General features: G+C 36.4%; 12 protein-coding genes. 10 read left to right on the top strand and 2 right to left on the bottom strand.

The genetic code is table 11. The features are described 5' to 3' along the window. Positions 1 to 175 precede the first annotated feature (175 nt). Complete coding sequence (locus tag LNP23_RS04010; protein WP_230003899.1) at positions 176 to 1,732, top strand: patatin-like phospholipase family protein; 1,557 nt, start codon at positions 176 to 178, stop codon at positions 1,730 to 1,732. Between the two features lie 50 nt (positions 1,733 to 1,782). Here LNP23_RS04010 and LNP23_RS04005 read toward each other — a convergent pair whose 3' ends face one another. Further along, positions 1,783 to 2,685 carry a PhzF family phenazine biosynthesis protein gene (locus LNP23_RS04005; RefSeq protein WP_230003897.1) on the bottom strand — a complete coding sequence of 301 codons (903 nt, stop codon included), beginning with the start codon at positions 2,683 to 2,685 and terminating at the stop codon, positions 1,783 to 1,785. A 404-nt stretch (positions 2,686 to 3,089) separates the two neighbouring features. Here LNP23_RS04005 and LNP23_RS04000 point away from each other — a divergent pair, with 404 nt between their 5' ends. The 9 genes from LNP23_RS04000 (at position 3,090) to LNP23_RS03960 (ending at position 13,222) form a co-directional block, all read left to right on the top strand. Continuing rightward, complete coding sequence (locus tag LNP23_RS04000) at positions 3,090 to 3,587, top strand: hypothetical protein (protein ID WP_230003895.1); 498 nt, start codon at positions 3,090 to 3,092, stop codon at positions 3,585 to 3,587. Between the two features lie 126 nt (positions 3,588 to 3,713). Next, entirely contained in the window at positions 3,714 to 4,253 is a 540-nt protein-coding gene (locus LNP23_RS03995; protein ID WP_047777012.1) for a DMP19 family protein, read from the top strand. A 658-nt stretch (positions 4,254 to 4,911) separates the two neighbouring features. Next, entirely contained in the window at positions 4,912 to 6,183 is a 1,272-nt protein-coding gene (gene serS, locus LNP23_RS03990; RefSeq protein WP_230003893.1) for a serine--tRNA ligase, read from the top strand. 90 nt (positions 6,184 to 6,273) lie between these two features. Further along, positions 6,274 to 8,055: a tetratricopeptide repeat protein gene (locus LNP23_RS03985; RefSeq protein ID WP_230003891.1), complete on the top strand. Its 1,782-nt coding sequence runs from the start codon at positions 6,274 to 6,276 to the stop codon at positions 8,053 to 8,055. 67 nt (positions 8,056 to 8,122) lie between these two features. Next, positions 8,123 to 8,434 (top strand): DUF4286 family protein, encoded by a 312-nt coding sequence (locus tag LNP23_RS03980; RefSeq protein WP_230003889.1) that lies wholly within the window; start codon positions 8,123 to 8,125, stop codon positions 8,432 to 8,434. Positions 8,435 to 8,811: 377 nt separating this feature from the next. Beyond that, on the top strand, positions 8,812 to 9,597 hold the full coding sequence (gene rsmA, locus LNP23_RS03975; protein WP_047777019.1) for a 16S rRNA (adenine(1518)-N(6)/adenine(1519)-N(6))-dimethyltransferase RsmA: 786 nt from the start codon (positions 8,812 to 8,814) through the stop codon (positions 9,595 to 9,597). Then, entirely contained in the window at positions 9,581 to 10,930 is a 1,350-nt protein-coding gene (gene mgtE / locus LNP23_RS03970; protein WP_047777021.1) for a magnesium transporter, read from the top strand. The genes rsmA and mgtE overlap by 17 nt, the downstream gene beginning before the upstream one ends. Before the next feature lie 115 nt (positions 10,931 to 11,045). Continuing rightward, complete coding sequence (gene proC / locus LNP23_RS03965) at positions 11,046 to 11,822, top strand: pyrroline-5-carboxylate reductase (RefSeq protein WP_047777022.1); 777 nt, start codon at positions 11,046 to 11,048, stop codon at positions 11,820 to 11,822. Between the two features lie 224 nt (positions 11,823 to 12,046). Then, on the top strand, positions 12,047 to 13,222 hold the full coding sequence (locus LNP23_RS03960; RefSeq protein ID WP_230003887.1) for a WD40 repeat domain-containing protein: 1,176 nt from the start codon (positions 12,047 to 12,049) through the stop codon (positions 13,220 to 13,222). A gap of 68 nt (positions 13,223 to 13,290) precedes the next feature. Here the strand turns inward: LNP23_RS03960 and nhaA are convergent, their stop codons facing one another. After that, the gene (gene nhaA, locus LNP23_RS03955; protein ID WP_230003886.1) at positions 13,291 to 14,454 is read right to left on the bottom strand and encodes a Na+/H+ antiporter NhaA; all 1,164 of its coding nucleotides are present in this window, start codon (positions 14,452 to 14,454) and stop codon (positions 13,291 to 13,293) included. Positions 14,455 to 14,501: the final 47 nt, after the last annotated feature.

Below are 14,501 nucleotides of genomic sequence, written 5' to 3'. Positions count from 1 at the left end.
GGAAAGGAATATTATCTTCGAATTATCGTTCATATTGTTTTATGTTTGAAGGTGATAAAAGTTCAAAACAACGTTTTTCATGCTGTTTTGGTAGCATTATTTATTGTTTGCGCACTTTCGTTTATTTTCAGATTATTTGATAGGGACTAGTAGACCAATTTATTTGTAATAAGATATGGTACAAAAAAGAGTTAAAATATTATTTTTTATTCTTGTTTTTCTAAACAAAGGAATAGCTCAAAACAAGATAAATCTTTTTTCAGAAATCAACTACAATTCAATTCCCTCGGTAGCTTTAAAGGAATACAAATCGGTTCAGGATCGTGACAGCAGATTTCAAAATCCCAAGATTGCTTTAGGGGTTGGAATTTCAGGAGGTGGGTCCAGAGCACAGTTTTTTAGTATGGGGGTGCTTTTGGGGCTGGAGGAAATAGAAGAAAGCAATTCACAGCGTAACTTTTTAAGTGAAATAGATTATTTTTCAACCGTTTCAGGAGGCTGTTATTCAGCCGGATATTATTTAACCATATTGAAAAATAAATTGCATCATGACAACTGTAGTTTTAATGAGTTCTATTTTTCTAAAGCAGACGCTTACAAATCAGATATAAATAAATCGGCCAATGTTTTCTCGCTTCTCAATAATAGCAGAAACGAAAAAGGGGAAAAAGTATCCATGTCACAGCGTTTAGATTTGGAGGTGTTGCAGTTTGACAGTTCTAATCCCGAAAACCCGGAGAAATTTAAAACTCAAATGCTTTTGTCTGATTTTTTTATTCCAAAAGAAAGCAAGCAGAATCCCGAGTTGCCAATGCTGGTTGCCAACGGAACGGCTTATAATAATGGGGAGCGTTTTCCTTTTATGCCGCATATTATTCGAGGTTTAAAAATAAATTCTTCACTGGCTCCCAATAAAGCAACGATTTCACTTAATGAAAATAACATCAACGATGGTTATGATTTTCCATTGACGTATGCCATTACAGCAAGTTCTGCCTTCCCGGGCGTGCTTCCCAAAACAAAATTCGGGATCAAAGGTCAGGACAAAATACTATGTGTGATCGATGGCGGGGCTTCCGATAACATGGGATATCAAACCCTAATAGAATTACTTCATGACGATGTCAAAGTAGAAGATAAGAACAAAAAAGCCCTTTTTATAGATTGTTTGGGACAGGGAAAGAAAGAGCCCTTTATAAATGATGTAAAAATCAGATTGATTTCCTTGTTAGAGACCGCTTCCTTATATACCGTTCAGACGCGATACATCACTTTTGAAAATGATGTTGAAAATGTGCTGGAGAAGTATAAAATACCAATTAGCAATTACCAGGTGATTGGTTTTACAACATTACGGGATTATTTATCAAATTTGAAGAAAGATCAGGACTATGAAGATTTGGTCATAGAACTAAAAAACACGGATGACACAGCCAGTAACTGGTTGAAACTACAAACGGATTTTAAAACGCAATTAGTTGCAAAGTTTGGGACTGATCGTTTTGCAAAAGACAAAAATGGCGAAGTAATTCTATCCAGTCTAGGAAAAGATATGTTTAAAGATTTTGGAGCGAGTGAAGTTTTAATGTTATATGAATATGCCTCCCATGTGGAAACAAAGTTGAAGACAAAAAATGAAGAAAAAGAGATGTTGTTATTGGCCGGACGTTTTGCGGTTTTTATAAAAACTAACGAATTAAAGGAATTACTGGTGGAGCATAAAGGATTTTAGAAAGGACTAAAAGCCGCATAATAATGCGACTTTTTAGTAGAAATAAGTAGTTAGATGTACAGTTCACCCCGCATTGTAATAACAGAAGAACCTCCAACCAAAATATCATTTTTACGTTCCATAACCTCAATCACCGAAGCCTGGTTTAGTTTGACACCTTGCAGGATTTTATATTCTTTATTAGGTGCTGCGTATCTGTTTTTTGTTAAAAAACCAATTAAAGGCCCAGCCGCAGTACCTGTAGCGGGATCTTCTTCAATTCCGATAATAGGATTAAAAAACCGTGCTTCAACAATATGATCCTCAGATGGATCAGAAATGGAGAAACAGTAGAATCCTTCAAATTGATATTCTTTTGAGATTTCTATTAAAAGTTTACTGTCTGGAGTACACTCATTAAGTAATTTACTATTTCTCAACGGAACCATTGTATGTGCAACCTCTGTCTCAACAACGGTCGGAACTAACATGTCGATTTCTAAATCTTTTATTTTTAAACCAAGCGCAATGGCAATTTTATAAGTCGGTATCTGTTGTTTAATAACGGCAGATTTTTGGTGCATCTGCACAATAGGGTAGTGTGTTTCGGGATCAAATTTTACCGTTATAGGTATCGGAGCATTTTTCATAATCACAAAACGATTGTGCTCTTCTTGTTCTTCAAATATGGGGATTTTTTTTAATAATGCACCACAAACCGCACCAAGCAGATTGTGTCCGGCACCATCAATTTCAAAACCAATCGGCGTAAACGAACGTACATTGAGCGCTTTTTGTTCTGCAGAATAATAAACAAATGAAGTTTCAGAATAGCCAAATTCTTTCGCAATATTTTGATAGACTTCTAATTCTAAATTACCATCGGTAAAAACAACAGACAATGGATTGCCTTTATAACTTGTATTAGAGAATACATCTAAAACATAATATTCTAAAGCGATCTTTGCTCTCATTGATTTTCTTTTTAAATAGATTTTTCTTGATTTTATAAAATGCTACAAGTTAGCAATTGTTCTTATTGCCCATAAAAATAGTGTAAATAAGGTAAAGTTAAGTAGTACTTTGTTTACTTTTTGGTTTTCAAACTTCATAACAAAAAATAAGAGGTTTGTAAAAGTGTCATTTCGAGCGAAGTCGAGAAATCACTCCTGAAATTCGACGAAGTAATAAGTAGTATAGATTGAGTAAGCTAAGGCTTCTGCTTGTTATAAAGGGCAAGATTTTGAAAACCAAAGGGCTAAAAGAACTATTGACAGAGTATTAAGGATTTTAGCTTTTATTTTTATCTCGTAGTGGCTTTAAGAGTAGGAAATATCTATATATTTGCGATCTTAAAAAAAAATAAATAAAGCCATTTATGATGAAAAATCTAAAGAAAATTGTGTTTTTTGCTATCGCTGTTTTTGCGTTTGTTCTATCGTCTTCTTGTAGTAGTGATGACGCTCCAAAAGAGAATCCGGATGAAATCCAAACAAAAGGAGAATTTATCAAATTCAAATACAAAGGAACTTCTTATTCTTTTGAACCTGGAGTATCGAGTTCATTAAATTTGCTTATAAAGGGAAGTCAAGGAATAGACAATACCTACAAAAGTATTGGTTTATGGATGCCTTTGATTGTAACAAAAGGTAGTCACCCGATTGTTCTTGATTTGTCAAAGCTTGAAACAACTTATCAGGTAGATTTTGCCTTTATGCCAGAATTTAGTAATGTAAATGCAACATCAGGGACAATGAATATTACGCTTGTAAATAGCGAAAGAATTGAAGGAACATTTAATTTTTCTGCAACTAAAAACGGAGCAGCGGTTGAAGTTACAGAAGGTAGCTTTAGCGTGAAAGCACTAAGGTTTTAAAAATAAAAATTGTCATAAAAAGCAGCAGTAAGCAAAAGTTTACTGCTGTTTTTTTTTAATCGTAATTTCAGTTTCTCCATTATTTTACCCGAAATTTGCATCAAACTCATTAAAACAAAACTCAAAATGGAATTCGGCAGAATCATTATATCAGAAACCGCAGCAAACAGTGCAAGCCCTCAGGACATTATCAACTCAAATATATCGGTAATTAATCTGATGCGCGAGGAAAAAATCGACGACGATTTGATTCACGAAGATGCGCTGATGAGTTATTATTTAGATTATTATACATCACAATATACCGAAGGCAATTTTGCACAATTCGTTTACAACTCCGGTTGGAACAAAGAATTGAATGAATTGATCGAAGAAGGGCTCGCTTTAATTGGTGCTGAAAAGCATTTAGAATTATTTCAAACACAGGCTAAAAGAGTTCGATTATTAAGCAGTGTCAAAATTGGTAAGTTTTTAAAAGGAAAACTGGAAGGTGTAAATCCAACAAGAGATTTATTAAACAATGATACCTTTTTCGAATTAGAAGAAAATCTGGTTACCCTTAATGCAGAATTTCTAAAATCACATCCCGATACAGAAGTGCTTTCGGTAGATGAAATGTTTGCGGTTTTAGAGGAATTTGTGGGGCATGAGATTAAGAGAGCTTAGTTTTTTTGTTCCGCAGAGATTCGCAAAGAAAAAGTACAGAGAGACATAGAGTTTAATTTTTTTGTTTCGCAGAGATTCGCAAAGAAAAAACACAAAGACACACAGAGTTTAATCCAAATCTTTGCGAGTCTCTGCGTCAACTTCGTGCAACTTTTTAGTATTAAGAGAGTTTAGTTTTTTGTTCCGCAGAGATTCACAAAGAAAAAACACAAAGAGACACAGAGTTTAATCCAAATCTTTGCGAATCTCTGTGTTAACTCTGTGCAACTCTGCGAAATTCTCTTTCTAGATTATTTAGGCTCATGAGATTAAGAGAGTTTAGTTTTTTGTTCCACAGAGATTCGCAAAGAAAAAAACACAGAGATACACAGAGTTTAATATAAATCTTTGCGAATCTCTGTGTTAACTCTGTGCAACTCTGTGGAATTCTTTTTTTGGAGAATTGTGGCTAACGGAGTCCTATATAAATCTTAGCAAATCTCTGTGTCAGCTTCGCGCAACTCCGTGGAATTAACCTGAATTTTGGTAAATCTCCACATTAGTTTTACGAAACTCCGTGAAATTCTCTTTTACACACAACTTTGTCCTTAATCTTAACAAACATTTCCTTAAATTTGCTTCCTTTATATAAAAATAAAATAGTTACAAAAATCAAGCTATGTTACAAATCGCATTTATTAGAGAAAATCAGGAGAAAGTAATCAAGGCTTTAGCAAAACGAAATATCGATGCTAAAAGCGTTGTTGAAGAAGTGGTGCAATTAGATGAAAACCGTCGTGCTGCGCAGGCAGAATTAGACAATGTTTTATCTGAATCTAATAAATTGTCCAAAGATATCGGTGAACTGATGAAAGCGGGAGAGAAATCGAAAGCCGCAATCTTAAAAGAAAAAACAGTTTCCTTAAAAGAAAAAAGTAAAGAATTAGCCGAAAAAGCAGAAGCTTTGGCGGTCGAATTAACGAACAAATTATACACGTTACCTAATCTTCCCGCAGATATTGTCCCGGAAGGAAAAACACCGGACGACAATCTGAATGTTTTTGAAGAAGGAGAAATTCCGGTTTTGCACGAAGGTGCTCAGCCTCACTGGGATCTAGTGAAAAAGTACGATATCATCGATTTCGAATTGGGTGTAAAAATTACAGGTGCCGGATTTCCGGTTTACAAAGGAAAAGGAGCTCGTTTGCAACGTGCTTTAATCAACTACTTTTTAGATAAAAATACAGCCGCAGGATACAATGAAGTTCAGGTACCTCATTTGGTAAACGAAGCTTCAGGATACGGAACAGGACAATTGCCGGACAAAGAAGGACAAATGTATCACTCAACGATTGATGATTTGTATTTGATTCCAACAGCTGAGGTTCCCGTGACCAATTTGTTCCGCGATGTTCTTTTAAGCGAAAGTGAATTACCGGTTTTACATACGGCATACACACCATGTTTCCGTCGTGAAGCAGGTTCTTACGGAGCACATGTTCGTGGGTTAAACCGTTTGCACCAATTTGATAAAGTAGAAATCGTTCGAATCGAGCATCCGGACAATTCATATAAAGCGCTTGACGGAATGGTGGAGCATGTAAAAAATATTTTGCAGGAATTGAAATTACCCTACAGAGTTTTACGTCTTTGTGGTGGCGATATGGGTTTTACTTCAGCGTTGACGTATGATTTTGAGGTGTTTTCTACGGCACAAGATCGTTGGTTAGAAATCAGTTCAGTATCTAACTTCGAAACTTTTCAGGCCAATCGCTTGAAATTACGTTTCAAAGACAAAGACGGTAAAAACCAATTGGCACATACACTTAACGGAAGTTCATTGGCGTTACCTAGAGTTTTGGCCGGAATTTTAGAAAACTACCAAACTCCGGAAGGAATCGTAATCCCGGAAGTATTACGTCCTTACTGCGGATTTGACATTATAGATTAACTTTTATAGTTACAATACAAACCTAACAGGCTTTTAAAACCTGTTAGGTTTAATTTAGTAACGGCAACTACAACTCAAAAAAACTGAAATATGAAAAACATCTTTATCTATATCGTTTTGTTGTGGTCCACCCTTACATTTGCACAAAATGAGCAACTCGCTCAATATTACTACGATAAAGGCGATTTTGAAAAAGCTAAAGTCAGTTACGAACAGCTTTTAAGTGGTTCACCATCCAACAGTCAGTATTTTTTAAGAACTGTAGATTGCTATCAGCAATTGCAGCAATTTGATATTGCTCAAAAAGCGATTCAGGAAAGATACAACCGATACAAACAAGGTATTTTTTTAGTAGAATTAGGATATAATTTTCAACTTCAGAAAAACGAATCCAAAGCCAAAGACTATTACGAGCAAGCAATTGAAAAAATCCGAACAAACCCAAATGATGTTTACGGAATCGGAAATTCATTCGAGAAAAAAGTATTGTTGGAATATGCTTTAAAAGCGTATCAAACGGCAATGGAAATACAGCCGAATTACAATTTTAATTTTCAAATCGGAATGTTGTACGGTCAGTTAGGAAAGACCGATTTGATGATAGACCTTTTGTTAACCGAATCCTACCAGAATCCTCAAAATGCCAATTTAATTCAGACACAATTGTCCCGTTTTATGAATGGCGAGGCAGATAATACAAGTTTTAAAGATGCAATGAGAAAGGCATTAATCCTGAGAACACAAAAAGATCAGGACGTGTTCTGGAATCATTATCTGAGTTGGTTTTATGTGCAACAGAAAGAATTCGGAAAGGCTTTTATTCAGGAGAAAGCCATTTATAAAAGAGAACCGGAATCGTTGATGAGTATTGTGAATCTGAGTCAGTTTGCATTGAATGAAGACGACACCGAAACGGCTTCAGAAATTCTAAATTTTATTCTTTTAAATACCAGAGATTTAGATTTGTTGATTCAGACAAACGCACGTCTGATGCAGATTAAAATTGCAAAAGCACAAGAAAAAGACTACCCTGCAATTGATGCAGAACTGCAACAATTGCTTACAACCTATGAAATCACTCCTTTTACCTTATCTTTGCAAATAATTCAGGCACATTTTCTGGCTTTCAATTTAAAAAAACCGGAAGAGGGCAAGGCAATTATTAAAAAGGCATTAGAGCTTAATCTGAACGATTATCAACAGGCTGATGCTAAAATGGAGTTGGGAGATATCTTGCTTTTGGAAGAAAAATTCAATCAAGCCTTGATTTATTATTCGCAAATTCAATTGGATTTAAAGAATGATGTTATGTCACATGAGGCAAGTTTGAAAGCTGCTAAAACAAGTTATTACAAAACCGATTTTGAATGGGCTTTAAAACAGTTTAAAGAACTTAAATCGGCCAATACACAATTGATTGCCAATGATGCTCTTGAATATTTTTTGCTGATAAACGATAATACCGTTGCCGATTCGACACAAACGGCATTGAAACAGTTTGCTAAAGGCGATTTTCTGCTATATCAAAATAAAAAACAGGAAGCTATAGGCCAGTTTCAGGGGATTTTGAAAACCTTTAAAGGGCAGGAAATTGAAGCTGTTACGATGTTGCGTTTAGGTAAAATTTATGAAAGTCTGGCAGATTATAGTGCAGCTTTAAGTCAATATCAGCAAATTATTGACCATCACAGCGACGGAATTTATGTAGACGAGGCGTTGTACTTCTCCGCAGAAATTTACAACGATGAATTGAAAGACACAGAAAAGGCAAAGCCTTTATATGAAAAGATAATTTTTAACCATCAGGACAGTATTTACTTTGTTGATGCGAGAAAAAAATACCGCCAATTGCGGGGAGATACCAATTTGTAAAATTCCAAAAAAAGGAAATTCCAAATTCCAAACTCTGAGAATAATAAGAATTAAAAGAAGAGACAGAATGATTATTTACAACGTTACCACAAACATACACGAAAGCGTTCATGACCAATGGTTAAAATGGATGCAGGAAAAACATATACCGGAAATTTTAGGGACAGGGAAATTTTCTTCCGCCAGAATTGTAAAGGTTTTAATTGAAGAGGAAATGGGCGGTGTAACCTACTCTGTTCAATATGTTACGGATAGCAAACAGACTTTAGAGCAGTATTATATGGAAGACGCACCAAGATTTCGTCAGGAGGCTTTAGAGCTTTTCGCAGATAAAATGCTTTCTTTCAGAACAGAACTGGAAGTAGTTTCGGAACATTAGTATTTCAGTCTCAGTCTCCGTTTTCAGTTTCGATCTTTAAGATAGAAGGATTCATTTTTATAAATAGATAAGCTAATGGAAATTCGATTTCAAACCAAAGAAGAAAGCAATAAACAACAGCAAGAGGAATTTTTTAAGCTGTCTAAAGTAGAGAGATTCTATAGCTTTTTGCGTTTAATGGAGAGCGTTAGTCGATTTCCTGTGAAAAATAAGATTGATAAGAATAAAGACAATTTTCTTATTGTAATTAAAAGAGACTAGATATTTGTGAAATATTCAGCAGTTACAAGAAATAAATAAAAAATAAAGAGTTGTGTCTTAGCGCCTTTGTGGCTAAACCAAACCTCTTAGGCCCTTGTGGCAAATAAAATAGAATAATGGAAAAAGTAAAAGCCAAAAAACATTTAGGACAGCATTTCCTGAAAGATGAAAGTATTGCCAAAGCAATTGCAGATACTTTGAGTTTAGAAGGATATGATGAGGTTTTAGAAATAGGACCGGGGATGGGTGTGCTGACTAAATATTTGCTTGATAAACCAATTAATACCCATGTGATCGAGATTGATACAGAATCAGTGGTGTATTTGGGTGAAAATTATCCAAAACTTAAAGATAAAATTATCTCTCAGGATTTCCTGAAATACAATATTAACGAGGTTTACGAGAACAAACAATTCGCTATTATTGGGAATTTCCCGTATAATATTTCGACTCAGATTGTTTTCAGAACCCTGGAGTTCAAACATCAGATTCCGGAGTTTTCGGGGATGTTTCAAAAAGAAGTTGCAGAACGAATCTGCGAGAAAAAAGGATCAAAAGCATACGGAATCTTATCCGTTTTAGCTCAGGCTTTCTATCATACAGAGTATTTGTTTACTGTTGACGAAAATGTTTTTATTCCTCCGCCCAAGGTTAAATCGGGTGTGATGAAAATGACCCGAAAGGAAGATTATAGTCTTCCTTGTGGTGAAAGGTTGTTCTTTACAGTGGTGAAAACTGCTTTTCAGCAAAGACGAAAAACATTACGTAACAGTTTGAAAACATTAAATTTATCAGACCAATTGCGAGAAGACACTATCTTTGATAAACGTCCCGAGCAGCTGAGCGTTGAAGAATTTATTGTTTTGACTCAAAAAATAGAAGCCGATGGAGTTCAAAGTTAGCAAAGAATTAGTCCAACAATTAGAAGAGCACATTGTTAGTAAAAACGACAAAGAACTTGAAGTTTTACTGAATGATATGCACCATGCCGATATCGCCGAAATCTTAGATGAATTAGATTTTGATGAGGCAACTTACATCTTTAAAGTTTTAGATAGTGATAAAACGGCTGAGATTCTTTTAGAGTTGGAAGATGATTTGCGGGAGAATATCTTAAGCCGACTTTCGCCGAAAGAAATTGCAGAAGAGCTTGATGAGCTTGAAACCAATGATGCGGCAGATATTATCGCAGAACTTTCTCAGGAAATTAAAGCCGAAGTAATCTCAGAGTTAAATGACGTTGAACACGCAAAAGACATTGTCGAATTATTGCGTTACGATGAAAACTCTGCCGGTGGTTTGATGGGAAAAGAGTTGGTAAAAGTCAATGAAAATTGGAATGTACTAACTTGCGTGAAAGAAATGCGTATTCAGGCAGAAAACGTATCCAGAGTACATTCTATTTATGTTGTTGATGACGAAAACCGATTGAAAGGAAGGCTTTCGCTAAAAGATTTATTAACAACTTCCACTAAAACTCAAATTAGTGATATTTATATCCGAAAGCTGAATTTTGTAAATGTAGATACCGAAGATGTTGAGGTGGCACGTATCATGCAGAAATACGATCTAGAGGCGATTCCTGTTGTCGACGAATTAGGACGTTTGGTGGGCCGTATTACGATTGATGATATCGTAGACGTGATCAAAGATGAAGCCGACAAAGATTACCAATTAGCGGCCGGTATTACACAAGACGTAGAGTCAAATGACAGCGTTCTTGAACTGACAAAAGCACGTTTACCTTGGCTTCTAATCGGAATGGTGATTGAAATTGTCGCTTCCTTTGTGCTGAAAGGCAACGAAGCAACCTTTCAAAAATATTCTACCTTAATTATTTTCGTGCCTTTACTTTCTGCAACAGCAGGAAATATCGGTGTTCAGGCATCGGCAATCGTTGTTCAGGGTTTGGCGAACGGAACTTTAAAAGAATTTAGCCGCGGTTATTTCAGCAAGGAAATTAGCGTATCGATGATTTCGGGAACGATTATCTCGTTACTTTTATTAGGCTACCATTCGGTGATGTATCAGCAATATTTAGTAGGATTAGCAATTTCAATTTCGATGATCGTGGTAATTTTGTTTGCTGCAACCTTAGGAACTTTAGTGCCGCTTTTTCTACATAAAAATAAAATCGACCCGGCAATTGCAACAGGTCCTTTTATCACCACGACCAATGATGTCTTTGGAATTATGCTCTACTTTGGAGTCGCCAAATTGATTCTTGGATTTTAAATTTTTGCCACAAATTGATGGATTTCAGTGATTTAAAATGAATAAAATCTATGTAATTTGTAAGCGGAAAACAAACTGTTAATCAGCTCAGAAAACAGACCAAAAAACAACCAAAATGAAAGTACACATTATAGGAGGAGGAAACCTTGGTGTTTCTATTGCGCTCGGAATTGCACAATTCTCTAAACACAATCAGGTTACTGTTACAAGGAGAAACACAGCCAGTATTCAGTATTTGTCTGAATACGGAATTACAGTTTCATCCGACAATAAACAAAATATTCAAGAAGCTGATGTGGTGATCTTAACCATTAAACCGTATCAGGTTGATACTGTTTTAGCAGAAATTTTGCCGGTGATCAAAAACCAAACTATCGCTTCTGCTGTGAGTGGATTATCTCTTGAGATGCTTCAAACTAAAACAAATAATGAATTTCCGGTGATCCGAATTATGCCCAATATTGCGGCCCAATTTGGAGAATCCGCTACCTGTATCTCTTTTCCCGAAAAAGACAGAGAAAAAGCATTGCCAATTGTAGATTTGTTTCAGGATTTAGGGACTGCTCCTATAATCGATGAAAAACTGATGGATGCTGCAACTGTTTTGGGAGCTTGCGGTACAGCATATGCTTTGCGTTATATTCGTGCTTCTATGCAGGCAGGAATCGAGATTGGATTTGACTCGAATACCGCTTTAGCCATAGCAGCGCAAACGGTGAAAGGAGCTGCAAAAATGCTTTTAGAGGAAAAGGTACATCCGGAACAATTAATCGATCGGGTTACGACACCACAGGGTTGTACCATTGTGGGACTTAATGAAATGGAACACAACGGATTTAGTTCTTCTTTAATTAAAGGAATCAAAACTTCGCTGAAACAGATAAAAGGATAAAATTCGGGAAGTAAAATTCCAATTTTTTAAATCCCAAATTCCAACTTATGAATGTTGGGATTTGGGATTTTTTCTTTTTTAGCTGATGATAGTTTAAACTTTTCCTTAATCAAATTTCTCAAGAGAACATACGAGTATAATTTTTGTTTTCACAGAAATAAAGTGAATAAAGTCGGTATGATAGCCGAGAAGTACTTTGCATTGATTTATAAATTTTTGCAAGGATGAAAACAAAATTATTTATTTTATTATTTCCAATACTTGGTTTTGGACAAACACAAGTGGGAGTTGATATTGTCGGGGAGCTTAATTCTAATAGTGGCAGAAGTGTTTCGCTTTCCGCAGATGGCAAGACGCTGGCTGTTGGGGCACCCAGCGCTACAGATAACGGAACATCTTCAGGTCAGGTTCGAGTGTATAGGAATACTGCAGAGGGCTGGACGCAGGAAGGTACTGCAATTAATGGAAAAGCGGCTTACGAAACCGTTGGTTCTTTTGTTTCTCTTTCTGCTGATAGTAATACGTTGGCTATTGTAACGAACAATGGTTTGATTCGGGTGTATAAGAAAGAGGATGGAGATTGGAAACAGCAAGGGATTGATGTTAAAGTAGCTTTTTCTAATGGTTGTTTTTACGGTAATGGTCTTTCGCTTTCATCAAATGGTAATGTTTTTGCTGTTGTGGCCAGGGGACAATCAGATGGTGATGCGATACAAGCGAAAGTCTATAAAAATTGGAATGGAAATTGGACACAGATTGGAAATACAATTATTGGAGGAGCAAGCAGCTATTGCAGTACACAAAGTATTTCCCTTTCTGTAGACGGTAGTATCCTTGCTATTGGAGCCAGTGCCGGTAATGCCAATGGTGAAAATTCAGGTCAAGTACAGGTCTACAAGAATAATGATGGGAATTGGATGCAAGTAGGGACTACTTTTAATGGTAAAAAGGGGAGTTATTTTGGCGCAAGTGTTTCCCTCGCTGCGGATGGCGGTACTTTGGCTGTTGGAGCATATGGAGCAAAGTCTAATGGGGAGTACTCAGGACAAGTTAAGGTATATAAATGGAACTCAACGCGCTGGACGGAGTTAACAGCGATTAATGGAGAAGCAAGTGGTTATTATTTCGGTATTAGTGTTTCGCTCTCTGCAGCCGGTAATGTATTGGCGATTGGAGCTACGGGAGGCAATGTCAATGGTGTCAATTCCGGGCAAGTGAAGGTCTACAAAAATAGGGTAGAAGGTTGGACACAGGTTGCCTGTATTAATGGTAACGCCAATGATTATAGCGGTAATAGTGTCTCGCTCTCGGCAGATGGTAGCATTGAGGCTATTGGTGCAACCTCAAGTAATAATGGCTTTAGCGGCAAGGTCAGGGTATTTGGTCCGCTACATCTTTAGACTGGAATTGTTTTGCAATTGTAAGTACTTTATATAGGCCCATTTTTTAATCCAAAATTCCAACAACGTTACGTTGGAATTTTGGATTTCGTTTTTTTCTTTTGATTCAAAGTATATTTCAAATAACAGAAGCCAAATAGTCCGGAAACTACAGAGGCGATTAAAATGGCTATTTTAGAAAAAACAATGGTTTCGGGATCGTGAAAAGCTAAAATGGTAATGAAGATTGACATGGTAAAACCAATTCCTCCAAGCATTCCCGCACCTATGACATGAGCCCATTTGAGGTTTTTGGGTAGTGTACACATACCGGCACTTACTCCGATCAAAGAAAACAAAAAGATTCCAAGAGGTTTTCCAACTACTAATCCTAAAATAATACCGTATGTGTTGGGATGGTTTAAACCTTCGTGCCAGTCCGATTCAATCGGGATACAGGTATTTGCCATAGCGAATAAAGGAAGAATAACAAAAGCGACAGGTTTGTGCAGGAAGTGTTCCAGTTTATGAGAAACAGAATTTTCGTCACCATTCCCAAAAGGAATTACAAAGGCTAGTATAACTCCCGTAATAGTAGCGTGAACACCGGAATTAAGCATAAAATACCACATCAGGACACCACCAATTAAATATGGAATAATATTGTAAACTTTCATTCGATTCAAGACAAATAAAAGAGCCCAAATTCCCAATGCAATGGCAAGATTTACAAAAGCTATCGTTGTGGTGTAGAAAATGGCAATAACAATGATCGCTCCTAAATCGTCGATTACGGCCAATGCGGTTAAAAATACTTTTAGAGAGGCAGGAACGCGGCTTCCCAAAAGCGATAAAATTCCAATTGCAAAAGCAATATCCGTTGCCATTGGTATTCCGGCGCCGTTTTGCGTAGCGGTACCAAAATTTAAAGCAAGGAAAATTGCTGCCGGCACAAGCATACCACCAAAAGCAGCCATAATTGGCAATGAGGCATTTCTGATGCTCGATAGCTCTCCATGATAAATTTCACGTTCTAATTCTAAACCAATCAATAAGAAGAAAATCGTCATCAAGCCGTCGTTAATCCAGTGTGTGATCGAATGTCCTCCCAAATCGTGATCCCAGAAACTAATATAATCAGCTTGCATAGAAGAGTTAGCCAGATAAAGGGACAGTATAGTGACAAAAAGTAAAAGAAGCCCTCCTGATTTTTCGTTTGCAAAAAAGGCTTTAAAAGTTTTGGTTAATTTCATGTGGAATATATTCTAAAGATGCGGAAACAAGAGAAAGGCAAAAAAGC

Origin of the sequence: Flavobacterium cupriresistens (assembly GCF_020911925.1) — a bacterium.
In the GTDB taxonomy this organism is placed as follows: Bacteria; Bacteroidota; Bacteroidia; order Flavobacteriales; family Flavobacteriaceae; genus Flavobacterium; species Flavobacterium cupriresistens.
The sequence above is the reverse complement of the archived record's forward strand: the minus strand, read 5'-3'. Positions and strand labels throughout refer to the sequence as shown.